This is a genomic window from Pseudomonas saxonica, from assembly GCF_007858365.1.
GTDB lineage: Bacteria > Pseudomonadota > Gammaproteobacteria > Pseudomonadales > Pseudomonadaceae > Aquipseudomonas > Aquipseudomonas saxonica.
The window spans coordinates 567,523-593,138 of record NZ_VFIO01000001.1; the positions used below are offsets into that span (position 1 = coordinate 567,523).

Annotated in this window: 21 protein-coding genes; 10 read left to right on the plus strand and 11 right to left on the minus strand. The window is 57.7% G+C overall.

Translation table 11 applies throughout. The features are described from left to right. Positions 1-4: 4 nt before the first annotated feature. Positions 5-883: a 4-hydroxy-tetrahydrodipicolinate synthase gene (dapA, locus tag FJD38_RS02645; protein ID WP_122781965.1), complete on the minus strand. Its 879-nt coding sequence runs from the start codon at positions 881-883 to the stop codon at positions 5-7. 318 nt (positions 884-1,201) lie between these two features. Here dapA and FJD38_RS02650 point away from each other — a divergent pair, with 318 nt between their 5' ends. Together FJD38_RS02650 and FJD38_RS02655 are read left to right on the plus strand one after the other, a co-directional pair. Continuing rightward, positions 1,202-1,762, plus strand: coding sequence for a glycine cleavage system transcriptional repressor (locus FJD38_RS02650; RefSeq protein WP_016780071.1), 561 nt, complete (start codon positions 1,202-1,204; stop codon positions 1,760-1,762). 12 nt (positions 1,763-1,774) lie between these two features. Then, entirely contained in the window at positions 1,775-2,248 is a 474-nt protein-coding gene (locus FJD38_RS02655) for a peroxiredoxin (RefSeq protein WP_146383845.1), read from the plus strand. Positions 2,249-2,438: 190 nt separating this feature from the next. On the opposite strand, the gene queF is transcribed toward FJD38_RS02655, so the two are convergent. Next, entirely contained in the window at positions 2,439-3,269 is an 831-nt protein-coding gene (gene queF / locus FJD38_RS02660) for an NADPH-dependent 7-cyano-7-deazaguanine reductase QueF (RefSeq protein WP_146383846.1), read from the minus strand. A gap of 82 nt (positions 3,270-3,351) precedes the next feature. Then, positions 3,352-3,873 carry a copper-resistant cuproprotein CopI gene (gene copI, locus FJD38_RS02665; protein ID WP_146383847.1) on the minus strand — a complete coding sequence of 174 codons (522 nt, stop codon included), beginning with the start codon at positions 3,871-3,873 and terminating at the stop codon, positions 3,352-3,354. Positions 3,874-4,020: 147 nt separating this feature from the next. On the opposite strand from copI, the gene FJD38_RS02670 reads away from it, so the two are divergent. Both FJD38_RS02670 and FJD38_RS02675 read left to right on the plus strand, forming a co-directional pair. Beyond that, on the plus strand, positions 4,021-4,701 hold the full coding sequence (locus tag FJD38_RS02670; protein ID WP_122784063.1) for a heavy metal response regulator transcription factor: 681 nt from the start codon (positions 4,021-4,023) through the stop codon (positions 4,699-4,701). Further along, positions 4,701-6,065: a heavy metal sensor histidine kinase gene (locus tag FJD38_RS02675; protein WP_146383848.1), complete on the plus strand. Its 1,365-nt coding sequence runs from the start codon at positions 4,701-4,703 to the stop codon at positions 6,063-6,065. Before FJD38_RS02670 ends, FJD38_RS02675 begins: the two co-directional genes overlap by 1 nt. A gap of 106 nt (positions 6,066-6,171) precedes the next feature. On the opposite strand, the gene FJD38_RS02680 is transcribed toward FJD38_RS02675, so the two are convergent. The 3 genes from FJD38_RS02680 to FJD38_RS02690 form a co-directional block, all read right to left on the minus strand. Continuing rightward, positions 6,172-7,416, minus strand: a complete 1,245-nt coding sequence (locus FJD38_RS02680) for a lipoprotein-releasing ABC transporter permease subunit (protein ID WP_122784061.1) — start codon at positions 7,414-7,416, stop codon at positions 6,172-6,174. Between the two features lie 61 nt (positions 7,417-7,477). Next, the gene (gene lolD / locus FJD38_RS02685) at positions 7,478-8,161 is read right to left on the minus strand and encodes a lipoprotein-releasing ABC transporter ATP-binding protein LolD (RefSeq protein ID WP_167654225.1); all 684 of its coding nucleotides are present in this window, start codon (positions 8,159-8,161) and stop codon (positions 7,478-7,480) included. Between the two features lie 7 nt (positions 8,162-8,168). After that, complete coding sequence (locus FJD38_RS02690) at positions 8,169-9,419, minus strand: lipoprotein-releasing ABC transporter permease subunit (protein ID WP_122784059.1); 1,251 nt, start codon at positions 9,417-9,419, stop codon at positions 8,169-8,171. A 94-nt stretch (positions 9,420-9,513) separates the two neighbouring features. Between FJD38_RS02690 and FJD38_RS02695 the strand changes: the two genes are divergently transcribed. Both FJD38_RS02695 and FJD38_RS02700 read left to right on the plus strand, forming a co-directional pair. Further along, positions 9,514-10,098 (plus strand): PilZ domain-containing protein, encoded by a 585-nt coding sequence (locus FJD38_RS02695; protein ID WP_146383849.1) that lies wholly within the window; start codon positions 9,514-9,516, stop codon positions 10,096-10,098. Positions 10,099-10,134: 36 nt separating this feature from the next. Continuing rightward, on the plus strand, positions 10,135-10,857 hold the full coding sequence (locus tag FJD38_RS02700) for a glycerophosphodiester phosphodiesterase (RefSeq protein WP_146383850.1): 723 nt from the start codon (positions 10,135-10,137) through the stop codon (positions 10,855-10,857). A gap of 42 nt (positions 10,858-10,899) precedes the next feature. Here the strand turns inward: FJD38_RS02700 and sthA are convergent, their stop codons facing one another. After that, on the minus strand, positions 10,900-12,294 hold the full coding sequence (gene sthA, locus FJD38_RS02705) for a Si-specific NAD(P)(+) transhydrogenase (protein WP_122784056.1): 1,395 nt from the start codon (positions 12,292-12,294) through the stop codon (positions 10,900-10,902). Positions 12,295-12,572: 278 nt separating this feature from the next. Here sthA and FJD38_RS02710 point away from each other — a divergent pair, with 278 nt between their 5' ends. Continuing rightward, positions 12,573-13,136 carry a chalcone isomerase family protein gene (locus FJD38_RS02710; RefSeq protein WP_146383851.1) on the plus strand — a complete coding sequence of 188 codons (564 nt, stop codon included), beginning with the start codon at positions 12,573-12,575 and terminating at the stop codon, positions 13,134-13,136. Positions 13,137-13,290: 154 nt separating this feature from the next. Next, positions 13,291-14,589, plus strand: coding sequence for an MFS transporter (tcuC, locus tag FJD38_RS02715; protein WP_122784054.1), 1,299 nt, complete (start codon positions 13,291-13,293; stop codon positions 14,587-14,589). A gap of 197 nt (positions 14,590-14,786) precedes the next feature. Here tcuC and FJD38_RS02720 read toward each other — a convergent pair whose 3' ends face one another. Further along, positions 14,787-16,250, minus strand: a complete 1,464-nt coding sequence (locus tag FJD38_RS02720; protein WP_122784053.1) for a glyceraldehyde-3-phosphate dehydrogenase — start codon at positions 16,248-16,250, stop codon at positions 14,787-14,789. A gap of 287 nt (positions 16,251-16,537) precedes the next feature. Here FJD38_RS02720 and mfd point away from each other — a divergent pair, with 287 nt between their 5' ends. Continuing rightward, positions 16,538-19,987 (plus strand): transcription-repair coupling factor, encoded by a 3,450-nt coding sequence (gene mfd / locus FJD38_RS02725; RefSeq protein WP_146383852.1) that lies wholly within the window; start codon positions 16,538-16,540, stop codon positions 19,985-19,987. Positions 19,988-20,008: 21 nt separating this feature from the next. After that, positions 20,009-22,711, plus strand: coding sequence for a DEAD/DEAH box helicase (locus FJD38_RS02730; RefSeq protein ID WP_146383853.1), 2,703 nt, complete (start codon positions 20,009-20,011; stop codon positions 22,709-22,711). Between the two features lie 81 nt (positions 22,712-22,792). Here the strand turns inward: FJD38_RS02730 and FJD38_RS02735 are convergent, their stop codons facing one another. From FJD38_RS02735 to FJD38_RS02745, 3 genes are all read right to left on the minus strand, one after another. Next, positions 22,793-23,530 carry an S-methyl-5'-thioinosine phosphorylase gene (locus tag FJD38_RS02735; RefSeq protein WP_122784050.1) on the minus strand — a complete coding sequence of 246 codons (738 nt, stop codon included), beginning with the start codon at positions 23,528-23,530 and terminating at the stop codon, positions 22,793-22,795. Between the two features lie 13 nt (positions 23,531-23,543). Continuing rightward, positions 23,544-24,554, minus strand: coding sequence for a beta-N-acetylhexosaminidase (gene nagZ, locus FJD38_RS02740; RefSeq protein WP_122784049.1), 1,011 nt, complete (start codon positions 24,552-24,554; stop codon positions 23,544-23,546). Between the two features lie 169 nt (positions 24,555-24,723). Continuing rightward, complete coding sequence (locus FJD38_RS02745) at positions 24,724-25,431, minus strand: TetR/AcrR family transcriptional regulator (protein ID WP_146383854.1); 708 nt, start codon at positions 25,429-25,431, stop codon at positions 24,724-24,726. Positions 25,432-25,616: the final 185 nt, after the last annotated feature.

Below are 25,616 nucleotides of genomic sequence, written 5' to 3' on the forward strand. Positions count from 1 at the left end.
TCAATTAAACCAAAACACCGGACTGGCGCAGAGCCTGACGCAGCGGTTCGTGGCAGGGTTCGCTGAGCCAGGTGAGCGGCAGACGGATACCGTCCGGCATCAGGCCCATCTCGTGCAGCGCCCATTTCACGGGGATAGGGTTGGATTCGATAAACAGAGTTTTATTGAGCGGCATCAGCTTTTCGTGAATCGCGCGAGCCTTGACGGCATCGCCCTTCATCGCGGCGGCACACAGGTCACTCATGTCGCGCGGGGCGACGTTGGCGGTCACCGAAATATTGCCTTTGCCGCCGAGCAGGATCAACTCGACTGCGGTGGCGTCATCACCGGAGTACACCAGAAACTCATCGCTCACACCGGCCAGAATGGCTGGTACACGCGTCAAATCACCCGTGGCTTCCTTGATGCCAATGATGTTTGGCACGGTGGACAGGCGAATAACGGTGGCTGGCAGCATGTCGCAGGCCGTACGACCCGGCACGTTGTAAAGAATTTGCGGGATATCGACTGCTTCAGCGATGGCCTTGAAATGCTGATACAAGCCTTCCTGGGTTGGCTTGTTGTAGTACGGAGTGACCAATAGGCACGCGTCGGCGCCAGCATCTTTTGCATTTTTGGTCAGTTCGATCGCTTCACGCGTCGAGTTGGCGCCCGTACCCGCGATAACCGGGATACGCCCTGCCACCTGTTTGACGACGAAACGAATCACTTCGATGTGTTCGTTCACATCCAGAGTTGCCGATTCACCTGTAGTGCCAACGGCAACAATGGCGTTGGTGCCCTCTTGCAGGTGAAAGTCAACCAGTTTGCTCAGAGCGTCCCAGTCAAGACGACCTTGTGCATCCATAGGTGTGACCAGTGCCACCATACTGCCCGCAATCATGCAACCGCTCCTGCCGGAAAAAGAGAGCCGTAATGGTACTGGCGCCTTGACCCTTGCACAAGCAACAGCGCGCCCGATGAGCATTCCCCTTCGCGCTGCTTTTCGCTACCCTTCATCCTTTGATTGGTACTGATGTGTGTGTGCGTGTGTTTTACAGGTCTTTCTGTAAGCGCCCAACGCCCTGCCCCCGCCCCTCCGGGACGTGTTTGCATACCGTGCAAACGGCCAGCAGGCGGGCCTTTGGAGCGCTTGGCACGGCCTGAATCAACTGCGCAGCCCATCCACCGTACCGACCGCTCATCGTTTTAGGAAGGCTGAATGTCCACCCCCACAGTTCGCGAACAATTCCTTGTCATCAGTGCCCTTGGCGCCAACCCAATGGAGCTGACTAACGTCCTGTGCCGCGCCAGCCATGAAAATCGCTGTGCCGTCGTGACCTCCCGCCTCACTCGCCATGGTGAATGCAGCGCGCTGGTGCTGGAAGTCACCGGCAGCTGGGATGCGCTGGCACGTCTCGAAGCCGGCTTGCCTGCACTGGCCAAAAAGCATGCTTTCAGCGTCAACGTGGTGCGCAGTGCTGCACTCGAAACCCGCCCTCAAGCGTTGCCTTATGTGGCGTATGTCAGCTCGGCCTACCGCTCTGACATCATCAACGAGTTGTGCCAGTTCTTCATGGACCACAATGTCGAGCTCGAAAACCTGACCTGCGACACCTATCAGGCACCTCAAACCGGCGGCACCATGCTCAACGCCACGTTTACCGTGACCCTGCCGGCTGGCGTACAAATCAGTTGGTTGCGTGATCAGTTCCTGGATTTCGCCGACGCATTGAATCTGGATGCGCTGATTGAACCGTGGCGCCCACAAAACCCGATGTAAGGAAACATGACCATGACCGTTGCAATTGACCAACCCGTCAGCGATTTCGAGATTGCGGCTACTGGCGAGCAGACCGTCAGGTTGTCGGCTTTGAAGGGCAAACAGGTGGTGATTTACTTTTACCCCAAGGACAGCACGCCGGGTTGCACCACAGAAGGACAAGGCTTTCGCGATCACTATGCCGAGTTTCAGGCGGCTAACACCGAAGTCTTCGGTGTGTCGCGCGACAGCCTCAAGTCCCATGAGAACTTTAAGGCCAAGCAAAGTTTTCCGTTTGAGTTGCTGAGCGACAAGGACGAAGCCCTGTGCCAGCTGTTTGACGTGATCAAGCTGAAGAAGCTGTATGGCAAGGAATACATGGGCGTGGATCGCAGCACCTTCCTGATCGACAAGGACGGAGTGCTGCGTCAGGAATGGCGCGGCGTGAAAGTGCCGGGCCATGTCGAGGCGGTGCTGGAACAGGCCAAGGCGCTGAATAACGGCTGACCGACCGACCCTCACCCCAACCCTCTCCCAGAGGGAGAGGGAGCTTGATTGGCGGTGTTACGCAAATCTGCATTTGCCTGTAGCCCCCTCTCCCGGAGGGAGAAAGCTTGATTGGTGGCGTTACGCAAATCTGCTTTTGCTTTTAGTCCCCTCTCCCTCTGGGAGAGGGCTAGGGTGAGGGGCTCTTGACTTACTGACGCACCAACCGCACATTCTGGAACTCAGCCGTCTCAGTGCTGCGGTACGGGTTGATGTCCAGCCCGCCGCGTCGCACATAGCGCGCATATACGGTTAGCTTCTCGGGCTTGAGCAAGCGCTGCACGTCCAAAAAGATTCGCTCCACACACTGCTCATGAAAGTCCGAGTGCTGACGGAAGCTCACCAGATACGCCAGCAAACTGGCATGGTCGAGCGCTGCACCGCGGTACTCAACCACCACCGTGCCCCAGTCTGGCTGGCTTGTGACCGGGCAGTTTGATTTGAGCAAATGACTGTACACGCTCTCTTCAATGACCCGCGACTCATCGCACTTCAACAATTCTGGACGCGGCTGTTCGTAATCACTGACCGTAATATCCAGATCATCAATGCAAACGCCCGGCAAAATACCCACACCATCAGCCTGAACGTCATCCAGGCTGCGTACGCGTACGCCTACAGGTTTACCTGACGCGGCTGACAAATCGGCGATCAAGGTCGCCTCGAGGGTGTGTTTATCGGCAAAAACGGTCTGATTGAGCGAGTTCAGGTACAACTTGAAGGATTTGGACTCGACGATATTCGGTGAGTCTGCGGCAAAGCAGAACTCGCCAATGGCCACCACCGGCTTGCCCGATGGCAATAACCACGAAAGCTCAAAGCAATTCCAATAATCCACCCCGACATACGGCAACGTGTCGGCGCTCAGGCCCAGCTCTGCCCATTTAGCCGCACGCGGGATAGGAAACAGCAAGGACGGGGTGTAGGTGCTGATGTATTCACTGGACTTGCCCAGCGGCGAGTGTTCGGCTGCGGGATGCATGGTAAAAAACCTGGCTAGAAAAACCCGACGATTCTATCGGGTTTAGACCAGGCTTTCAGCGCCCGCAGACGATCAGCCACTTTTAAGGTGCAACTTTTACCGCGCCAACCATGCCCGCCTGATAGTGACCCGGCACATTGCAGGCAAACTCCAGGTTATCGGTCTTGGTAAAAGTCCAGGTCAGCTCAGCCGTTTTACCGGGCGCCACCAACACGCTGTTGGGGTCATCGTGCTTCATTGCACCATGCCCCATGGCCGAATGGTCCATGCTCTCGTGACTCATTCCGGTCGGCGTAAGCATGCCGTTCTGCTGCATCTCGAGCATCTCTTTTTGATGCGCCGCGTGCATGGCAGCATGGCCCAGATTGAATTCATGCAGCAGCTGGCCTTTGTTGACCAGCACAAAGCGCACCGTTTCCCCAGCCTTAACGTCCAAAGATTTGGGACTGAACGCGATGTCGCTCATGTCCACCTCCACCGTGCGCGTAGCGCTGGCGGCAGGTGCTGGATGACCAAAATCCAATTGGCTTGCAGGCGACGCCATCACCGGCAAACTTAACGCCAACCAGCACCCAGCCAGAGACAAACCGCTACGAATACGCATACTCACTCCCAGAACGCAAAATACTTAGCACCACTTTATCGACCGCAACTGGCATTCAACTGACCGCAAGATTACAAGTTTGTCAGATTGGACCTACATTCTCCGGCCCCATGTATAAGGCTGAGGATATTTTTGGATGAGCCACCCATGAAGCTGCTGATTGTCGAAGACCAGGCCAAAACCGGCCAATACCTGCGTCAGGGATTGAGCGAAGCCGGGTTTACCACCGAGCTGGCGGCAGACGGCATCATGGGCCAGCACCTGGCCCTGACCGGTGATTACGACCTGCTTATTCTCGACGTCATGTTGCCCGGGCGTGATGGCTGGCAAATTTTACACGCTGTGCGCAGTGCCGGGCTGGACATGCCCGTGCTGTTTCTGACCGCCCGCGATGCCGTCGAAGATCGCGTGCACGGCCTGGAACTGGGCGCTGACGACTACTTGGTCAAACCTTTTGCATTCTCGGAGCTACTGGCTCGGGTGCGCAGCCTGCTGCGCCGTGGCAGCAGCACAACGCAAGAAACCAGCCTGCAACTGGCCGACCTGCGCCTCGATTTGATACGGCGCCGTGTCGAGCGCAACGGCCAGCGCATCGACCTGACCGCCAAAGAGTTTGCCTTGCTCGAACTACTGCTACGCCGTCAGGGCGAAGTCTTGCCCAAATCTCTGATTGCGTCACAGGTCTGGGACATGAACTTCGACAGCGACACCAACGTCATCGAAGTGGCGATTCGTCGCCTGCGTCTGAAAATCGACGACAACCACGAACACAAACTGATCCATACCGTACGCGGCATGGGTTACGTGCTAGAAGAGCGCGCCCATTGATGCCCCGCCTGTCACTGAGCAGTCGGTTGGCATTGCTGTTTGCCGCCTGCACCGCAGTGGTATCGCTGTTGGCCGGAGTGCTGTTCGGCCGGGCCAGCGAGGCGCACTTCGCCGAGCTCGACCAACAATTGATGGAGAGCCGTCTCGCCGTCCTGCGCAGCACATTGCAAAACGCCGACACCCTTGAACGATTCAAGCAGCGCTTGCCTGACCTGCTGGAGAACCTTCGCCAACAGCCTGACCTGACGATGCGAGTGCGCAGCCCTGACGGTGACGTCTGGTTTGACAGCTCTCAGAGTTTGCCGGATGTACTGCCCGCTCACCCCGGATTGGGAAGCCTGCAAATAAATGGCACGGATTACCGGGTACTCAACCCACTTCCTGACACAGCTGGTGAACCACGTCTGACATTGCTGCTGGACATCACCCACCACCAACACTTCCTGCAACGCATGCAGCACCTGATATGGCTCACCGTCGGCCTCTCAGCACTGGCCACAGCGCTTCTCGGTGCGTGGGCGGCCCGTAGTGGCTTGCGACCCTTGCGCCGCATGAGCGCGATTGCAGCCAGCGTTTCGGCTGACTCCCTAAACGCCCGCCTGCCGCAGCAGGACATGCCTGCCGAACTGGCCGAACTGGCCGGGGCGTTCAATGCCATGCTGGAACGTCTGGATGATTCTTTTCAGCGACTGTCGGCGTTCTCCGCCGATATTGCGCATGAATTGCGTACCCCCCTGTCGAATCTGCTGACCCACACCCAAGTGACCCTGACCCGCCCCAGAAGCATTGACGAGTACCGCGAGACCCTGCACAGCAACCTTGAAGAGCTGCAATGGATGGCGCAACTGGTCAACGACATGCTGTACCTGGCCAAAGCTGATCATGGCTTGCTGGCACCGCGTCGCGAGCCGCTGGAGTTGGCCACGGAAGTGGATGCCCTGCTGGAATTTTATGCATTGCTGGCAGAGGACTCGCAGATTGAACTCAGCCGCGAGGGTGATGGGCAAATAGTGGGTGACCGCAGCATGTTGCGTCGCGCCCTTTCCAACCTGCTGGATAACGCACTGCGCTACACGCCGACCGGGGGAGTCATCAAAGTGCTGATAGGGGCGTCGGCGACTGGCGTGCGCATTGTTATTGAAAACAGCGGCACCGGCATTCCCGCCGAGTTGCTGCCGCGCCTGTTTGACCGGTTTTATCGGGCCGATCCGGCAAGGCGTGAAGGCAGCAGTGAGCATGCGGGGTTGGGTCTGGCGATCACGCAGTCGATCATTCGCGCCCATGGCGGGCAGATTCGAGCTGAGTCACAGGATGGGGTGACGCGGTTTGTGATTGAGCTGCCAGAAAAGCAACCCTCACCCTAGCCCTCTCCCAGCGGGAGAGGGAACTAAAAGCAAAATCCGATCTGCGCAATGCCACCCATCAGTCCCCTCTCCCTCCGGGAGAGGCGTGGTGAGGGGCTTTCTGCGATCACGAATAACGCAACGCATGCGCCGGTTGAATTTTCGCCGCCCGGTACGCCGGATACAGTGTCGCCAAAAAGCTCAGCACAAAGCCCGCACCGCAAATCAACGCCACATCCGCGCCTTGCAATTCAGAAGGCAGGTTGCTGACGAAATACACGTCCGAACTGAAAATGTGTTGCCCTGATACCCGCTCCATCCAGCCCACCAGTTCGCTGACATTGAGCGCTGCAATCACACCCAGCACGCCGCCAATCAACGTACCGACAATGCCAATCACCGTGCCCTGCACCATAAAAATCGCCATGATCTGGCGCGGTGTGGCACCAATGGTGCGCAAGATGGCAATGTCCGCCCCTTTGTCATTCACCACCATGATCAAGGTGGCAATGATATTGAACGCCGCCACGGCAACGATCATGAGCAACAACAGACCAATCATGGTCTTTTCCATCTTCATGGCACTGAACAGACTGCCTTGGGTGTGAGTCCAGTCATCTGCTTTGTAATCGGCACCCAGGCCAGCCACGATCTGCTGCGAAACCTGGGGCGCCGCGTACAAGTCCTTGACCGCCAGACGCACGCTTTGCACCTGATTGGGCTCCCAGTGCTGAATGGCTGCCGCATCGGCCATATGGACAAGCCCCATGGTGCCGTCCAGCTCTGCCCCGACCTTGAAGATGCCCACCACGTTCAACCGCTGTAGACGCGGGGTAATCCCGCCCGGCGCGGTGCTGGCTTCGGGCACGATCAAGGTGATTTTGTCACCCACCGCCAGACGGAAGCGCCGCGCGGTAATGTCGCCCAGCACCACACCAAACTCGCCGGGCTTAAGGTCGTCGAGCTTGCCCTGCACAATATGCTGGGTGACGATCGACACCTTGCCTTCCTGCGCCGGATCGATGCCGCTGATCTGAATCGGCTGCATCGAACCCTTATAGGAAAGCATGCCGTCCATTTCGGTAAACGGCACCGCAGCGGTGACTTGCGGATTCTTCATCGCCGCCTGAGCCACTGGCCGCCAGTCATCAATAGGCTTGACGCCCACCACGGTGGCATGTGGCACCATGCCGAGAATGCGGTTACTCATTTCACGCTGAAAACCGTTCATCACCGACAACACCACGATCATCGCCAGCACGCCAAGGGCGAGGCCGATCATCGACGTCATGGAAATAAACGAAACAAAACGATTGCGGCGCTTGGCGCGGGTATAGCGCGTGCCGATAAAAATCGATAACGGTCTGAACATTCGCGGGCACCGTATGAAAATAAAAGACCCGACCCCAAAAAACGGCGTCGGGTTTGGCCGATCACATCGCGCTCAGGCGACCTTCTTGCAGGTGCAACACGCGGTCCATCTGCCGGGCCAGGCTCATGTCGTGAGTCACCACCAGAAACGCTGTGCGCATCGAGGTGCTGAGTTCAAGCATCAAGTCCTGAATGCCTTGAGCGGTATGCGAATCGAGGTTACCCGTGGGCTCGTCGAGCATCACCAGCCCCGGCTTGTTGACCAGCGCACGGGCAATGGCCACACGTTGGCGTTCGCCACCCGACAGCTCGGCCGGCTTGTGCTCCAGACGATGGCCCAACCCCACACGGGTCAGCAACGCGGTGGCACGCTCGCGCGCCTCCGGGATCGGTGTTTTGCCGATTAACAGCGGCATGCAGACGTTTTCGAGCGCCGTGAACTCGGGCAGCAGGTGGTGAAACTGATACACGAAACCCAACGAGCGATTGCGCAACAGGCCGCGGGCCTTTTCACCCAGCGCTGAGAGTTCTTCACCCGCCAGCCACACGCTGCCGCTGGTGGGCGTATCGAGGCCACCGAGCAGGTTGAGCAAGGTACTTTTACCCGAGCCCGACGTACCGACAATCGCCACGCGCTCACCGGGATGCAGTTCGAGCTGCAAACCCGACAACACCACCACAGACTCCGGGCCTTCCTCGTAGGACTTGCCCAGGTCGCGGCAACTCAACACTGCTTGTTCTTTCATGCCCAACTCACTCATAACGAAGCGCCTGCGCAGGCTGGGTGCGTGCAGCACGCCAAGCCGGGTACAAGGTCGCGAGGAAACTCAGAACCAATGCTGCACCGCAGACCATCAACACATCCTGCGCTTGCAACTGCGAAGGCAGGTAGTCGATGAAATACACATCAGCATTGAGAAACTTGTGACCGATCAGCCCTTCAAGGGCCGAGATCGCAGCACTGACATTGAGTGCTGCGAGCATGCCCAGCACCGCGCCAATAGCCGTACCGACCACTCCGATCACAGTGCCTTGCACCATGAAGATCGCCATGATCGTGCCCGGCGTCGCACCCAAGGTGCGCAGAATGGCGATGTCGCCTTTCTTGTCATTGACCACCATCACCAGCGTGGAAATGATGTTGAACGCGGCCACAGCCACAATCAGCAACAACAGTAAGCCAATCATGGCTTTTTCCATGCGAATGGCTTGATAGAGGTTGCCGTGGGTGCGAGTCCAGTCACGGGCGTAGTAATGGCTTTCACCCAACTGCTGGGCAATGTCCCAGGCTGCACGCGGCGCCTCGAACAGGTCGTTAAACTTCAACCGCAGGCCTTGCACCTGGTCAGGCTTCCAACGCTGCAAGCGCGCCAGATCCTGCAGGTTGGTGACACCCAGGTAGCCGTCAATTTCACCGGCACCCACATGGAAAATGCCCTGCACCGTGAAACGCTTCATGCGCGGGAACATCCCGGCAGGCGTTACGGTAACTTCCGGCGCAACGAAGGTCAGCTTGTCGCCGATGCCAACGCCCAGCTGTTTAGCGGCCTTGTCGCCTATCACGATGCCGAAACTGCCGGGGGTCAACGAATCGAGCTGCCCTTCAAGCATAAAGTGATCAATGATCGAAACCTTGCGCTCCTGCGCCGGGTCGATGGCATTGAGCAGCACTTTCTGCACATTGCCGTCATGGGTCAGCAGCCCTTGCATCTGGGTGAACGGCGCTACGGCCTCCACCTTGGGGTTTTGCTGAACCTTGGCGGCCAGGCTTTGCCAGTCGCTGATCGGTTGATCGCCGACGATGGTCGCGTGGGGCACCATGCCCAACACGCGGGTGCGCATTTCATGATCGAAGCCGTTCATCACTGATAACACCACAATCATGACGACCACGCCGAGGGCGAGTCCGATCATTGAAGTCAGAGAAATGAACGACACAAAATGATTGCGACGCTTTGCACGGGTATAACGCGTGCCGATAAATACGAAGAGAGGTCTGAACATGTCGGGGCTTGTTCGAGGGAAAAGAAGACGTCCTTGTGGCGAGGCCTGATAAGCAGCTTTACACTCAGACCACAGCCGCCATCATGGGTTCGCCATGTCGACATTAAATGAAGAAGATCGCCGCGAATACTACCGTATCGAGGATCTGATCGCACTGGAAATAACCCCGCTGTCGGACTCCGACGCCGCGAGCGGCGAAGTGTTGCAGGATGCGTCACCATTGTTCAATTTGCTCAGCGAACTGCACCTCAGCGAATTCGAATCCCAGCACCTGCTGCGCCAGATCAGCGAACGCGACCGCACCCTTTCCAGCTACCTTAAAACCCTCAATAAACGCGTAGATCTGCTCAGCCAGATTGTGGCGCAAACAGTGTTGGGCAAAATCGGTGAACTGCAACCGGTGAAGCTTTCAGAAGGTGGCATTGAATTTCACCAGAAACAGCCATTGCCCGTGGATACCCATCTGTCTCTGAAGCTGGTGCTGATGCCTCAAGCATTGGGTTTGCTGCTGCGTGCCCGCGTTGTCACATGCCGTGCCGAAGATGAAGGTTACGTGATCGACACCGAATTCGAAGCCCTCAATGACACCCAGCGCCAGTTGCTGGCACGGTACATTTTGCAAAAACAGGCACAGGCACGCCGCCTCGCCCGCGAACAACACGAATCCGCAGCCGAGTAATCACTCAAGCTGCGCGCACCCTTATAAGGAGTACCTGTGACCCTGATTTATGGCCATCGCGGCGCCAAAGGCGAAGCACCGGAAAACACCCTCGCAAGCTTTGAGCAATGCCTCAAGCATGGCGTTCGTCGCTGCGAACTCGACCTGCACTTGTCCAAAGATGGCGAGCTGATGGTGATTCACGACCCCACCCTCAAGCGCACCACTGACCGACGCGGCAAAGTGATCGAGCACACCGCAGCCGACCTGATGACCTATGACGCACGCAAAGGCGGCCCGGGCTGGTTGCAGCCTTGCCCGATCCCGAGACTGGAAGAACTGTTCGAAAAATGTAACTTCGAGCATTGGCAGCTTGAAGTCAAAAGTGCATCACGTACGCGGGCAGCCAGTACCGTGCTGGCGATTCGCGAGATGGCTGAACGTCATGGCTTGATGGACAAAGTCACCGTCACCTCCAGCTCCCGCGAAGTACTTAAAGCCGCATTGGAACTGACACCGGACTTGTCGCGTGGACTGGTCGCCGAATACGCCTGGCTTGACCCGATCAAGGTCGCACAAAGCTATGGCTGTGACCTGCTGGCATTGAACTGGACACTCTGCACCCCGGAACGTCTGGCCAAAGCCCAGCGTCAGGGTTTGCATGTGTCGGTATGGACAGTCAACGAACCTGCGCTGATGCGCAGGCTCGCTGATTTCGGCGTCGACAGCCTGATTACAGACTTTCCCGGTTTGGCCACTGCCACCCTTGGGAATGGCTGAAATCGGTCTCCCCGGCCGGCTCAGGCCACCGGCCGGAGCCGCTTAAAAAAGCCGGTTAAGGCCATCGTAAGCCGCTACCCGATAGGCTTCAGCCATGGTCGGGTAGTTGAACGTGGTGTTCACAAAATACTTAAGGGTATTGAGCTCGCCCGGCTGATTCATGATCGCCTGGCCGATGTGCACGATTTCTGAAGCCTGATAACCGAAGCAGTGAACGCCCAGCACTTCAAGGGTTTCACGGTGGAACAGGATTTTCAGCATGCCCTGAGGCTCACCGGCAATCTGCGCCCGCGCCATGCTCTTGAAGAACGCCTTGCCCACTTCATAAGGCACTTTGGCCTGGGTCAGCTCTTGCTCGTTCTTGCCGATGGAGCTGATCTCGGGAATGGTATAAATCCCGGTTGGCACGTCATTGACGAAGCGCCAGCTGCCGTTGTCGACGATGCTGCCAGCGGCCGAACGACCCTGGTCGTGAGCAGCACTGGCTAGACTCGGCCAACCAATCACATCGCCTGCGGCGAAAATGTTTGGCACGGTGGTGCGGTAGTTTTCATCAACGGTGATCTGACCACGACCGTTGGGCTTGATGCCGATGTTCTCCAGCCCCAGCAGGTCAGTGTTACCGGTACGGCCGTTGCACCAGAGCAAGGCGTCCGCCTTGATCTTCTTGCCGGACTTGAGGTGCAGGATCACGCCGTTTTCGACGCCTTCTACACGCTCATATTCTTCGTTATGGCGAACGGTGATGTTGTTGTTGCTGAAGTGGTAGCTCAGCGCTTGCGAGATCTCGGAATCGAGGAAGCTCAGCAGTTGCTCGCGGTTATCCACCAGCTCAATCAACACCCCCAGACCACTGAAGATCGACGCGTATTCGCAACCGATCACACCTGCTCCGTAAACAATCAGCTTACGCGGTGTGTGGCCCAGACTGAGGATGGTGTCGCTATCGTAGATACGCGAGTGAGTGAAATCGATATCTGCCGGGCGATACGGACGCGAGCCGGTGGCAATAATGATTTGCTTGGCCATCAGGGTTTCGACAACGCCGTTGGTGCAGACCACTTCAATGGTTTGCTCATCGGTAAAGCTGCCGGTACCGAAGAACAGGTCGACACGGTTACGTGCGTAGTATCCGGTGCGCGAAGCCACTTGCTTGGAAATAACCTTCTCGGCGCTTTTCAGTACGTCCGGGAACGAGAACCAACGCGGCTCACCAATGGCCCGAAACATCGGATTGGTGTTGAATTGCATGATCTGGCGAACCGAGTGACGCAAGGCTTTGGACGGGATCGTGCCCAAGTGCGTGCAGTTGCCGCCAACCTGACGCCGGCTATCCACCATCGCCACCTTGCGCCCAGCTTTTGCGGCGTTCATTGCCGCACCTTCTCCTGCCGGGCCAGAGCCCAGTACCACTACGTCGTAGTTGTAGACAGCCATGCGTACTCCTCAGAACAGGCCGTGGCACCGCTTTGGGCACCTACGGCTAAATCATGTCGCGGTCAGCGCCATGAAAGATCAAAACGTGGGGCACAGTCTATAGAAGCCTGAACGCTGCGAACATTAACCCTTGGTCTGGTCGTTGGCTATTTTTGCATTCACTACACAATCAGCAACCATTCACCCTGACTTCCAGAAGGGTGAAGGGACTCAATGCACCCGACACACCTGTTAAAACTGACATAACCTCAAACAACCTATCGATCAGGATCGCCAGCATGCGTCAGTTGTTGATCGTTCTTTTATTAGCCTGCAGCGCCACCGCAGCGGCCGACGATGCCGCGCAGATAAAAGACGCCGCGTTCCCGGCGCAATGGCGCGATGGCTCTGTAGTCCTGCCGCGCCAAGGCCAAGTCGTGCTGACTTACCTATGGGCCGATATTTACGCTGCCGCGCTGTACACCGCGCCGGGCGTGACACCTCAACAAGCGTTCGATCAGCAGCGCGACCTGCGCCTGGAACTGTTCTATCTACGCGACCTGAAACACAGCGATATCACCAAAGCTTCCGCCACCATCCTTGAGCGCCAACATCCGCCAACCGTATTGACCCCCCTCAAACCCGAGCTGAAAAAATTGCAAGACAGTTTCGGCGACATCAAACGGGGTGATCGCTTCGCCTTGAACTTCTCACCACAACGTGGCCTGAACCTTGAGCGAAATGGCAGCGTCATTTTCACCAGCCAGAACCCGGCATTGGCCAAAACCTATCTCGGCATCTGGCTTGCGCCCGACGGCTTGCCCGAAAACCTGCGTAAGACGTTGATGAAACTTGCCCCCTGACCTGCCCTGTAGTAGCCACAACAGTTGCCTACATATTTTGATACACATATGGTTACAAAACTGTTGTGGGGAAAGCGAACGCCATGCCCTTGCAGTGCGGACAAGCAAAAAAACATGGATTACGCATAAAACAGATAACAGCGGGTGATTTCTGATGGCCTCCAGTACGGGCACGGGCAAGGCGATTTTTCGCGTTGTCAGCGGTAACTTTCTTGAGATGTTCGACTTTATGGTCTTCGGCTTTTATGCCACGGCCATCGCCAAAACCTTCTTCCCGAGCGAAAGCGCTTTTGCCTCACTGATGCTTGCCCTGGCGACTTTCGGCGCCGGTTTCCTGATGCGCCCTCTGGGTGCCATTTTTCTGGGTGCTTACATCGACCGCCACGGCCGCCGTAAAGGCCTGATCATTACACTGGCCCTGATGGCCATGGGCACAGTGCTGATTGCTTGTGTGCCGGGCTATTCCACGCTGGGCGTCGCCGCCCCCCTGTTGGTACTGTTGGGCCGTCTACTGCAAGGCTTCTCTGCTGGCGTGGAGCTGGGCGGGGTTTCGGTCTATCTGGCAGAGATTGCCACCCCGGGTCGCAAAGGCTTCTTCGTAAGCTGGCAGTCGGCCAGTCAACAAGCCGCGGTGGTGTTTGCCGGCTTGCTGGGCGTGGGCCTGAACCACTGGCTAAGTCCCGCAGAAATGGGCGAATGGGGCTGGCGCATCCCCTTCCTGATTGGCTGCATGATCGTGCCGGTGATCTTTGTCATCCGTAAATCCATGCAAGAAACCCCGGAGTTTGAAGCCCGCAAGCATCACCCCACGCTGCGCGAAATCGTGCGTTCCGTAGGGCAAAACTTTGGCCTGGTCCTCGGCGGCATGGCCCTGGTGATCATGACCACCGTGTCGTTCTACCTGATCACCGCCTACACCCCGACCTTCGGCAAGGCAGAACTGAACCTGACGGATCTGCAAGCCTTGCTGGTGACCGTGTGCATCGGCCTGTCGAACTTCTTCTGGCTGCCGGTCATGGGTTCGCTGTCTGACAAGATCGGGCGCAAGCCACTGCTGCTGGGCTCGACTATTCTGGCCATTTTGACCGCCTACCCGGCCTTGTCATGGCTCGTGGCCAACCCAAGCTTCAGCCATTTGCTGATGGTCGAGTTGTGGCTGTCATTCCTCTATGGCTCGTACAACGGCGCAATGGTTGTGGCGCTGACTGAAATCATGCCGATTGAAGTACGCACCACCGGTTTTTCGCTGGCTTACAGCCTGGCGACCGCAACGTTCGGTGGCTTTACCCCAGCCGCCTGTACCTACCTGATCCATGTGCTGGATAACAAAGCGGCTCCCGGCCTGTGGTTGACTGGCGCTGCTGTGTTGGGCTTGATCGCAACCGTGGTGCTGTTTCGTGGCAATCAGCACCAACTGCGTACGGCGCAATCGGCAGTACCGGGTAACGCCTAACTCATGCTCCGTAGCACTGCCGCAGGCTGCGTCCGATTGCGCAGCGATCGTTAAGCCTGCGTTCGCGGCGTGTTTGAGAGAAGGTTTTGCGACGGTTTCACCGCCGGACGCAGCCTGCGGCAGCTGCTACAAAAGTAAATGGCAGCACACACAAAAACGCCCCGACATGTCGGGGCGTTTTCAGTTGCTGCGGTTGCTTAGCGCGGGAACGCTGGCGGGTTAACCCCGGCCATGTCTTCCATCACACGCACTACCTGGCAGCTGTAACCGAATTCGTTGTCGTACCACACGTACAGCACAACGCGGTTGTCATTGCAGATAGTTGCTTCAGCATCCACCACACCGGCGTGACGCGAACCTACGAAGTCAGTGGACACAACTTCTTGCGAGCTCACGAAATCGATCTGCTTATGCAGGTCGGAGTGCAGCGCCATGTGACGCAGGTACTCGTTCATTTCTTCACGAGTCGCCGGCTTCTCAAGGTTGAGGTTGAGGATCGCCATCGATACGTTCGGCGTAGGCACGCGAATCGCATTACCGGTCAGCTTGCCGGCCAGCTCAGGCAGAGCCTTGGCAGCTGCAGTCGCTGCACCGGTCTCGGTGATCACCATGTTCAGCGCGGCGCTACGACCACGGCGATCGCCTTTGTGGAAGTTGTCGATCAGGTTCTGGTCGTTGGTGTACGAGTGAACCGTTTCAACGTGACCGTTGACGATACCGAACTTGTCATTGACTGCCTTGAGCACCGGCACGATGGCGTTGGTGGTGCAGGAGGCCGCCGAGACGATCTTGTCGTCAGCAGTGATTTCGCCGTGGTTGATACCATGAACGATGTTTTTCAGCTTGCCCTTGCCCGGCGCGGTCAGCACCACACGGTCAATCCCAGGGCACTGCAAGTGCTGGCCCAGACCTTCGGCATCACGCCATACACCGGTGTTGTCCACCAGCAGTGCGTTTTCAATGCCGTACTGGGTGTAATCCACCTCGGTCGGGTTCTTCGCGTAGATCACCTGAATCAGGTTACCGTTGGCGGTGATGGTGTTGTTTTCTTCATCCACCACAATGGTGCCGTCGAACGGGCCGTGAACCGAGTCACGACGCAACAGGCTTGCGCGCTTGACCAGGTCGTTTTCGGCACCTTTGCGCACGACGATGGCACGCAGACGCAGGCCGTCGCCGCCACCGGTTTTTTCGATCAGGATGCGCGCCAGCAGACGACCGATACGACCGAAGCCGTACAGTACAACGTCGGTGCCTTTACGAGCTGCAGCATTCTGCTGACCCACGACATCGGCCAACTCATCACGAACGAACTGCTCGGCAGTACGCCCATTGCCCTCAGCCTTGAATTTAACGGCCAGCTTGCCCAGGTCTACCGAAGCAGCGCCGAGCTTGAGCTCGCTCATTGCTTTGAGCAGCGGGAAAGTATCGTGCACGGACAATTCAATGTCATCGGACTGACGGTGGCGAGCAAAGCGGTGCGCTTTAAGAATCGCAATGACTGAACGGTTGATCAGGCTGCGGCCATAGATCGAGCTCACCACGTTGTTATTGCGGTAAAGCTGGCCGATTAGCGGAATCATCGCTTCTGCGAGTGCTTCACGGTCGATCCATTCACCAAGACACTGGTCGGGCTTCTGAGTCACGGGAACCTTCCACATGTAGGGGCTGAAAAAAGGGGCTACATTATGCCGCCGTGCCCAAGCAGGGGCAATGCACGCCTGTCACACTCCATCACTGAAACGATTAAGCCCCAACGAATATAGGCGAAAAAAAATCTACACGGCCGTTTTTATCAGGTGAAATACCCTTGCGCTGCGCCTCTTTCGCCCCCATGTTCGTTCACACCCGCTGATTTCAATGGCGCTTAAAAGACGGTAACTGACAGCCAGCCCCTTGGCCCGTTACACTTGCCGACTTTGCCGCAACGCTTGGAGCTCAACCTTCCGTGCCCGTCCTGCGTCTACCGAAACTCCCTGCTACGGCAGGTAAACAGCACTGGAGCAACCTGCCCGGTGCCGCCCTGAGCCTGGCCATTGCCGAAGCCGCCAGCGCTGCCCAGCGCTTTACACTGCTGCTGACAGCGGACAGCCAAAGCGCCGAGCGTCTTGAGCAGGAATTAAGGTTTTTTGCGCCCGATTTGCCGGTGCTGCATTTCCCCGACTGGGAAACCCTGCCCTACGACCTGTTCTCGCCCCACCAAGACATCATTTCCCAGCGTATTGCCAGTTTGTACCGGCTACCCGAGCTGAGTCATGGCGTTTTGGTAGTGCCGATTACCACGGCCCTACATCGGCTGGCGCCAACCAAGTTCCTGCTCGGTAGCAGCCTGGTGCTGGACATCGGCCAGAAGCTGGACGTCGAGCAAATGCGCACCCGCCTCGAAGCCAGCGGTTATCGCTGCGTCGACACCGTGTATGAACACGGGGAATTTGCGGTACGCGGCGCGCTTATCGACTTGTTCCCGATGGGCAGCAAACTGCCCTACCGCATCGACCTGTTCGACGACGAAATCGAAACCCTGCGCACCTTCGACCCGGAAACCCAGCGTTCCATCGACAAAGTAGAATCGGTTCGCCTGTTGCCCGCCCGTGAATTCCCGCTACAAAAAGATGCCGTCACACGCTTCAAGGCACGCTTTCGCGAACGCTTCGATGTCGACTTCCGTCGCTGCCCGATCTTTCAAGACTTAAGCAGCGGGATTACACCCGCCGGTATCGAGTACTACCTGCCGTTGTTTTTCGACGAAACCTCAACGCTGTTCGACTACCTGCCCGCAGACACCCAGGTGTTCTCGCTGCCTGGCGTTGAAAAAGCCTGCGAAAACTTCTGGTCGGACGTACGCAACCGCTATGAAGAACGCCGCGTAGATCCATCGCGCCCGTTGCTGCCTCCTGCCGAATTGTTTTTGCCGGTTGAGGACTGCTTCGCCCGCCTGAAAAACTGGCCCCGCGTGGTGGTCAGTCAGGACGACGTGGAGCCTGGCAGCAGCGGCGAGCGCTTTGCGGCTCAAAAGCTGCCCAATCTGGCGATTGAAGCCAAGGCCAACCAACCGCTGCACGCACTGGCAGGCTTTTTAGACCAGTTCGAGGGCCGGGTACTGTTTACGGCTGAATCGGCCGGTCGCCGTGAAGTGCTGCTGGAGCTGCTTGATCGCCTGAAACTGAAGCCTAAAACGGTCGATGGCTGGTGCGATTTCGTCTCCAGCAAACATCGCCTGGCAATCACCATCGCCCCGCTGGATGAAGGCCTGTTACTGGACGATCCGGCGCTGGCCCTGATTGCCGAAAGCCCCTTGTTCGGTCAACGCGTCATGCAACGTCGGCGCCGCGACAAACGCGCCGACGCCAATAATGATGCGGTCATCAAAAACCTCACCGAACTGCGCGAAGGCGCCCCCGTGGTACACATCGACCACGGCGTGGGCCGCTACCAAGGGCTGGCCACCCTTGAAGTCGACAATCAGATCGCCGAGTTCCTGACCCTCGAATACGCCGAAGGCGCCAAGCTTTACGTGCCGGTGGCCAACCTGCACTTGATCGCTCGCTACACCGGCAGCGACGACGAACTGGCGCCACTGCATCGCCTGGGTTCGGAAACCTGGCAGAAAGCCAAGCGCAAAGCCGCCGAGCAAGTGCGTGACGTGGCCGCTGAACTGCTTGATATTTACGCCCGTCGCGCCGCCCGCGAAGGCTATGCCTTTGAAGACCCCAAGGCCGACTACGCAACCTTCAGCGCGGGTTTCCCGTTTGAAGAAACCCCCGACCAGCAAACCACCATCGAAGCCGTGCGCGCCGACATGCTGTCGCCCAAACCGATGGACCGCCTGGTGTGTGGCGACGTGGGCTTCGGCAAAACCGAAGTGGCCATGCGCGCCGCCTTTATTGCGGTACATGGCGGTCGTCAGGTGGCCATTTTGGTGCCCACCACCCTGCTCGCCCAGCAACACTACAACAGTTTCCGCGACCGTTTCGCCGACTGGCCGGTACGGGTTGAGGTCATGAGCCGCTTCAAATCGGCCAAAGAAATCAACGCCGCTGTGGCCGATCTGGCCGAAGGCAAAATCGATATCGTCATCGGCACCCACAAACTGCTGCAAGACGACGTCAAGATCAAAAATCTGGGTCTGGTGATCATCGACGAAGAGCACCGCTTCGGGGTTCGTCAGAAAGAACAGCTCAAAGCCCTGCGCAGTGAAGTCGATATTCTGACCCTCACTGCCACGCCAATCCCGCGTACGCTGAACATGGCCGTGTCGGGCATGCGCGACCTGTCGATCATTGCCACGCCGCCGGCTCGTCGCCTGTCGGTGCGCACCTTCGTCATGGAGCAAAACAACAGCACGATCAAAGAAGCCTTGCTGCGTGAATTGCTGCGTGGCGGTCAGGTTTATTACCTGCACAACGATGTTAAAACCATCGAGAAATGCGCCGCCGACCTTGCTGAGCTGGTGCCCGAAGCCCGCATCGGTATTGGCCATGGGCAGATGCGTGAGCGCGAACTCGAACAGGTAATGAGCGACTTTTATCACAAGCGTTTTAACGTACTGATCGCCTCGACCATCATCGAGACCGGTATCGACGTGCCGAGCGCCAACACCATTATCATCGAGCGTGCCGACAAATTCGGCCTGGCGCAGTTGCACCAATTGCGTGGCCGTGTGGGGCGCAGTCACCACCAGGCGTATGCCTATTTGCTGACACCGCCACGCAAACAAATCACCGGCGATGCGCAAAAGCGCCTCGAAGCCATTGCCAACACCCAAGACCTTGGCGCCGGTTTTGTTCTGGCCACCAACGACCTCGAAATCCGTGGCGCGGGTGAGCTATTGGGCGACGGTCAAAGCGGTCAGATACAAGCTGTGGGCTTCACGCTGTACATGGAAATGCTCGAACGTGCAGTCAAGTCGATCCGCAAGGGCGAACAACCCAACCTTGACCAGCCACTGGGTGGCGGGCCGGAAATCAACCTGCGCGTCCCGGCCTTGATTCCCGAGGCCTACCTGCCCGATGTTCACGCACGGCTGATCCTTTACAAACGCATTGCCAACGCCAGTGACGAAGAAGGCCTTAAGGACTTGCAGGTTGAAATGATCGACCGCTTCGGCCTTCTGCCTGAACCGACCAAAAATCTGGTGCGCATCACCGCGTTGAAATTGAAGGCCGAGCAATTGGGCATCAAAAAGGTCGACGCTGGGCCCCAAGGCGGCCGGATCGAGTTTGCCTCCGACACCCCGGTTGATCCGCTGGTGCTGATCAAACTGATTCAGGGCCAACCCAACCGATACAAGTTCGAAGGCGCAACCCTGTTCAAGTTCATGGTGCCCATGGAGCGTGCAGATGAACGCTTCAACACTCTGGAAGCGCTCTTTGAGCGCCTGACGCCGAAGGCTTCTTGATGGCTATTGAATGACACAGCCATGACCTTGAGCACGACACCCCGGCTGACCAAACCGCTCGCACCGACGTGGGTCAGCCGCTTCAAAGAACAAAGCCTGGAGCGTGGCCGTCGCTACGCTCTGGAAAACCGTGTCAGAATTGCCCAGGTCGGCAACAGCCTGATCACAGCCAGTTGCCAAGGCTCAAGTGACAACACTTATCGCCAGACCATTCAACTGCGCGAGTCGGCCAAAGGTACTCTGCTCTTGGTCAGCGCGCACTGTACGTGCCCTGTTCGCGTTAACTGCAAGCATACCGCTGCTGTATTACTGAAGATTGAAGACACCTTGAACTACCCTGCCGCTGCCCAGGACGCCGAGCTTCTGGAAAAACTCCAGGCCGTACTCGATTCACGCCGACCTGCCAACCTGCCTGAAGTCTTGATCGATGACGTGCAACCCGTGCCACGCCTATGGCTCGCCAGTGCCGAATTCAGTGCCTTTGAACCGCGTAACGGCAAAATGCAGCGCTATACCCAGCATCGTGCCGCCTTGTCTTTCAATTACCTTGAGCATTACGTCAGCGGGCAAAAAAATACAGACGTCCTGGTTCGTCAGGAGCATCAAACGCTGCGCATCAAGCGTCATCCCAACGTAGAAAACGCCTACCGAGAGCAACTGCGTGAGCTGGGGTTCAAAATTGCGACACGCCAGAGCAAAGCACTGCCTGAAAGTGCGGGCGAATTGTTCGAAATGGTCAATGACAGCGCGTGGCTCAACTTCACCCTCAACCATATGGCCGGCTTGCGCGAACAGGGCTGGGAGTTGTTGGTTGATGAAGACTTCGGATTTGATCTCAGCCCCGTCGAAGAGTGGTACGCCAACGTCGATGAAGCGCCGGAACACGACTGGTTTGATCTGGAACTGGGCATCATCGTCAACGGCCAGCGCCTGAGCCTGCTGCCGATCCTGCTCAACCTGATGCGTTCGCACACTGACATTCTCAGCCCCGAAAGACTTGCCAAGCGTCGAGATGACGAACTGATTCTGGTCAACATCCCGGCCACGCCCAACAGTAACCACGGCCCCTTGCAAGTAGCCCTGCCATACGGGCGCCTTAAACCCGTGCTGGCCACCCTCGATGAGTTTTACCTGGGCGAACCGGGGGCAACCGCACTGCGCATCAAAAGTGCCGATGCACCGCGCCTCAATGCACTGGACGCCTTGCCTCTGCGCTGGGAAGGTGGCGAACATATTCGCGGTTTTGCTCAGCGCCTGCGGGACATCAAGGACTTCACCGTCGCAGCCCCTGAAGGCCTCAACGCCACCCTGCGACCCTACCAACTGGAAGGCCTGAGCTGGATGCAGTCTTTGCGCCAACTGGAAGTCGGCGGGATTCTTGCGGATGACATGGGGCTGGGTAAAACCCTGCAAACACTGGCGCATATTCTTACTGAAAAGAACGCCGGGCGACTTGATCGGCCCGCGATGGTGATTATGCCCACCAGCCTGATCCCCAACTGGCTCGACGAAGCGGCGCATTTCACACCGCAGCTCAACGTGCTGGCGCTGTATGGCCCCACCCGCAAAAAGCACTTTGCGAACCTGAACGATTATGACCTCATTCTGACCACCTACGCTTTGCTGCCCAAGGACATCGAGCACCTGGCAAAACTGCCTCTGCACATCCTTATCCTCGACGAAGCGCAGTACATCAAAAATCCCGGCAGCAAAGCCTCACAAGCCGCCTGTGAACTGACCGCGCGCCAACGTCTGTGCCTGAGTGGTACTCCGCTGGAAAACCACTTGGGCGAGCTGTGGTCGCTGTTCCATTTCTTGCTGCCCGGCTGGCTGGGTGACGCGCAAGCCTTCAACCGCAACTACCGGGTGCCCATCGAACGCCACGGCAATGACGAGCGCTTGCAGCACCTCAATGCGCGAATCAAACCCTTCCTGTTGCGACGCACCAAAGAGCAGGTCGCCACCGAACTGCCGCCCAAAACCGAGATTATTCATTGGGTCGAGCTCAACGAAGCCCAGCGCGACGTATACGAAACCATGCGTTTGGCGATGGACAAAAAAGTCCGTGATGAAATCACCCGCAAAGGGCTGGGGCGCAGTCAGATCATCATTCTAGAAGCCCTGCTCAAACTGCGTCAGGTGTGCTGCGATCTGCGACTGGTCAGCGATACACCGCCGAAAAAAGGCAGCACCTCGGGCAAGCTCGACAGCTTGATGGAGATGCTCGACGAACTCTTTGCCGAAGGTCGACGCATCCTGTTGTTTTCACAATTCACCTCAATGCTTCGCCTGATCGAAGCTGAGCTGAAAAAACGCAATATCCGCTACGCCCTGCTCACTGGCCAGACCCGAGACCGGCGCACGCCGGTGAAGGAGTTCCAGAGCGGCACCTTGCAGATCTTTCTGATCAGCCTGAAGGCGGGTGGCGTAGGCTTGAACCTGACCGAAGCCGACACCGTGATCCATTACGACCCGTGGTGGAACCCAGCGGCGGAAAATCAGGCGACCGACCGCGCCTACCGAATCGGCCAGGAAAAACCGGTGTTTGTGTACAAGATGATCGCCCGCGGCACTGTGGAAGAGAAAATCCAGCACTTGCAGCAGGAAAAGTCGGATTTGGCGGCAGGCGTGCTGGACGGACGAGCCGCCGGGGACTGGAAGCTTCACGACGACGACATCGAAGCCCTGTTTGCTCCGCTGCCGCCGAAGGTCGAGAAACGCTGAACCCAGCTGACTTCGTAACCGTTGCAGAGCGGAGCGAGGCTACGTCCAGCGGCGCAGCCATCGCCAATTCAAAAGGTCAAATCAACCCGCCAACACCCGCGCCAGCGTTGCCTTGACCTTGCCCATGCCGTCATGCAACGCCTGCTCTATCTCGGCCATCGTGATGATTGCTGTCGACTTGCCTGCGGCCGGGTTGACCACCAGCGCCAGACACGCGTAGTCCAGCCCCAGCTCACGGGCCAGCGCCGCTTCTGGCATACCGGTCATGCCAACAATGTCGCAGCCATCACGCTCAAGGCGGGCAATTTCCGCCACTGTCTCAAGACGTGGCCCCTGTGTGGCCGCGTAGACGCCGTGACTGCTGTAGGAGCATCCCTCGGCCGCCAGTGCAGCAATCAATTGCTCTCGCAAAGATTCGGTATAGGGGTAGCTGAAATCGATGTGGGTGACCTGCTCCAGATCACCGGCAAAATAGGTGTGCTCACGACCACTGGTGTAGTCAATCAGCTGATGAGGCACGCAAAAATGCCCTGTGCCCATCGCCATATGAATACCGCCCACGGCATTTACCGCCAGAATCGCATCGGCCCCCGCCTGCTTCAACGCCCACAGATTGGCGCGGTAATTGACCTCATGCGGCGGCACGCGATGCGGATGCCCATGACGCGCCAGGAACAGCACCTCGCGCCCGCCGAATTCACCGATATGAATATCCGCAGAGGTCGGGCCATACGGCGTTTCGAGTGCCAGCGAGCGGCTGATGGTCAGGCCTTCAAGCTGAGTCAGCCCTGTACCGCCAATAATTGCGTAAACCGTCATTGAGGCAGATCCCTTAATCAATTAGTTGAGCATCTTTAAGTGCGCCCATTGCCACCTGCCAGCGCGGGTTCTGGCGATAATCGGTGCTGGCCCAGGCCTGGGCCCGCATGCGCGCAATGCGTGGCGATGGCGTCACCTTCAAGCGTTGTGCAGCACTGAGTGCCAGTTCGGCGGCAGCGCGATCGTTGCACACCAAGCCCATGTCGCAGCCTGCCGACAAGGCCGCTTCGATACGACTGGCCGCATCGCCCACGACGTGAGCGCCGGCCATCGACAGATCGTCACTGAAAATCACACCGTCAAATTGCAGTTCGCCGCGCAAAATATCCTGCAACCAACGGCGCGAGAAACCGGCGGGCTGGCTGTCAACTTGCGGGTAAATAACATGGGCCGGCATGACCGCCGCCAGTTGCTTGCTCAGACGTGCAAACGGCACGAGATCATGGGCGCGAATGTCTTCAAGGCTGCGTTCGTCCGTCGGGATAGCCACATGCGAGTCGGCTTCTGCCCAGCCATGACCCGGAAAATGCTTGCCTGTAGCCGCCATGCCAGCGTCATTCATGCCGCGAATAAAGGCCCCGGCCAACGTTGCAGCGCGCTCGGGATCCCCCTCGAACGAGCGGCTGCCCACCACTGCACTGCGCTGATAGTCCAGGTCCAGTACCGGCGCAAAGCTCAAGTCCAGCCCCACCGCCAACACTTCGGTGGCCATTATCCAGCCACACTGTTCGGCCAGGTACTCTGCATTCGGGTTGTCCGCAATGGCGCGCATCGCCGGCAGCCTTACAAAACCCTGACGCAAACGCTGTACCCGGCCACCTTCCTGATCCACCGCCAGTAACAGATCCGGGCGCACGGCGCGAATCGACGCACTCAACTCACGTACCTGACGGGGATGCTCGATGTTGCGCGCAAAAATAATCAGCCCGCCCACTTCAGGCTGGCGCAGCAGTTGCCGGTCTTCGGCCGTCAGCCAAGTACCGGCCACGTCCACCATCAAGGAGCCTTTCAGGGCTGAACTCATGGAAATTCCTTAAATAAAGAGAGCGCTCATTACCTGCCGCGAACGTGCGGACACAGCCATGCGCGCCGCAATCGAGGATTGCAGCGGTACATCGGCAAACGGGAATAAGTCAGGGTTGGGCATGGCGGCTAGCTTAGCGGAACTGAGCTGCCGCGCCCACCCGCACAGGTCAAACCTTAAGGGCAACCTGTGGGGTTTTGGTCCGCGGGCGCATTTGAGCGCTGGCCATTGCCGGGTCAACTACACCGCTTTCGGCGCGCATGCCTGCGGCCAGGAAGGGCACCATAAGGCGCATCACCTGCTCGATGGAGGTATTGATGCCAAAATCGGTTTCCGCAATCGCTCGCAAAGCCTTGATCCCGGACATGCTGAATGCCGCCGCACCGAGCATAAAATGCACGCGCCAAAACAATTCTATGGGCGGGATCTGCGGTGCAGCTTCATTAACCAACAACATATAGCGACGGAACACTTTGCCGTACATGTCTTCCAGGTAACGCCGCAAGTGACCCTGGCTCTGACTGAACGCAAGCCCCAACAAGCGCATGAAAATCGACAGGTCATTTCCGCTGCGCGGTTGAATCACCAGCGCCTGCTCGACCAGCATTTCAAGCAGTTCTTCGAGCGAGGGACGCTGCTCAGGCTTGCCCTGACGGCGCTCGAGCTCACGATCCAGATTGGCGCAAAACGGCCCCAGAAAACGCGAAAATACCGCCTGAATCAGCGCCTTCTTGGAACCAAAATGATAATTGACGGCTGCGAGGTTAACCCCGGCCTTGCTGGTAATCAGCCGCAATGAAGTTTCGGCAAAACCTTTTTCCGCGAACAACTGCTCAGCAGCATCAAGGATACGTTCAACGGTTTCCGACTGGGCCATGTTTACTCCGGCTGAAAAACACTTAAAACAGGTGTTTGAAACATACGTTTCAGTTTGTAAAAAGTCAAGGTAACGTGTTCGTTTTACGACTGGTCGGTCTGGCATTTAAACACAGCCATCACTCATCCAGCCTCACACCATAAATGCCTACACACACAGCCTATAGGCGACCGTCCAGCGGACTA

Bases quoted from the DNA above. Each gene is read 5' to 3' on its own strand.
- lolD (WP_167654225.1), bottom strand. From the start codon at position 8,161: ATGAAAGAACAAGCAGTGTTGAGTTGCCGCGACCTGGGCAAGTCCTAC.
- FJD38_RS02695 (WP_146383849.1), top strand. From the start codon at position 9,514: ATGTCGACATTAAATGAAGAAGATCGCCGCGAATACTACCGTATCGAG.
- FJD38_RS02735 (WP_122784050.1), bottom strand. From the start codon at position 23,530: ATGACGGTTTACGCAATTATTGGCGGTACAGGGCTGACTCAGCTTGAA.
- FJD38_RS02650 (WP_016780071.1), top strand. From the start codon at position 1,202: ATGTCCACCCCCACAGTTCGCGAACAATTCCTTGTCATCAGTGCCCTT.
- tcuC (WP_122784054.1), top strand. From the start codon at position 13,291: ATGGCCTCCAGTACGGGCACGGGCAAGGCGATTTTTCGCGTTGTCAGC.
- FJD38_RS02655 (WP_146383845.1), top strand. From the start codon at position 1,775: ATGACCGTTGCAATTGACCAACCCGTCAGCGATTTCGAGATTGCGGCT.
- FJD38_RS02730 (WP_146383853.1), top strand. From the start codon at position 20,009: ATGACCTTGAGCACGACACCCCGGCTGACCAAACCGCTCGCACCGACG.
- sthA (WP_122784056.1), bottom strand. From the start codon at position 12,294: ATGGCTGTCTACAACTACGACGTAGTGGTACTGGGCTCTGGCCCGGCA.
- FJD38_RS02690 (WP_122784059.1), bottom strand. From the start codon at position 9,419: ATGTTCAGACCTCTCTTCGTATTTATCGGCACGCGTTATACCCGTGCA.
- FJD38_RS02710 (WP_146383851.1), top strand. From the start codon at position 12,573: ATGCGTCAGTTGTTGATCGTTCTTTTATTAGCCTGCAGCGCCACCGCA.
- nagZ (WP_122784049.1), bottom strand. From the start codon at position 24,554: ATGAGTTCAGCCCTGAAAGGCTCCTTGATGGTGGACGTGGCCGGTACT.
- queF (WP_146383846.1), bottom strand. From the start codon at position 3,269: ATGCATCCCGCAGCCGAACACTCGCCGCTGGGCAAGTCCAGTGAATAC.
- copI (WP_146383847.1), bottom strand. From the start codon at position 3,873: ATGCGTATTCGTAGCGGTTTGTCTCTGGCTGGGTGCTGGTTGGCGTTA.
- FJD38_RS02680 (WP_122784061.1), bottom strand. From the start codon at position 7,416: ATGTTCAGACCGTTATCGATTTTTATCGGCACGCGCTATACCCGCGCC.
- FJD38_RS02745 (WP_146383854.1), bottom strand. From the start codon at position 25,431: ATGGCCCAGTCGGAAACCGTTGAACGTATCCTTGATGCTGCTGAGCAG.
- FJD38_RS02670 (WP_122784063.1), top strand. From the start codon at position 4,021: ATGAAGCTGCTGATTGTCGAAGACCAGGCCAAAACCGGCCAATACCTG.
- FJD38_RS02720 (WP_122784053.1), bottom strand. From the start codon at position 16,250: ATGTGGAAGGTTCCCGTGACTCAGAAGCCCGACCAGTGTCTTGGTGAA.
- FJD38_RS02675 (WP_146383848.1), top strand. From the start codon at position 4,701: ATGCCCCGCCTGTCACTGAGCAGTCGGTTGGCATTGCTGTTTGCCGCC.
- dapA (WP_122781965.1), bottom strand. From the start codon at position 883: ATGATTGCGGGCAGTATGGTGGCACTGGTCACACCTATGGATGCACAA.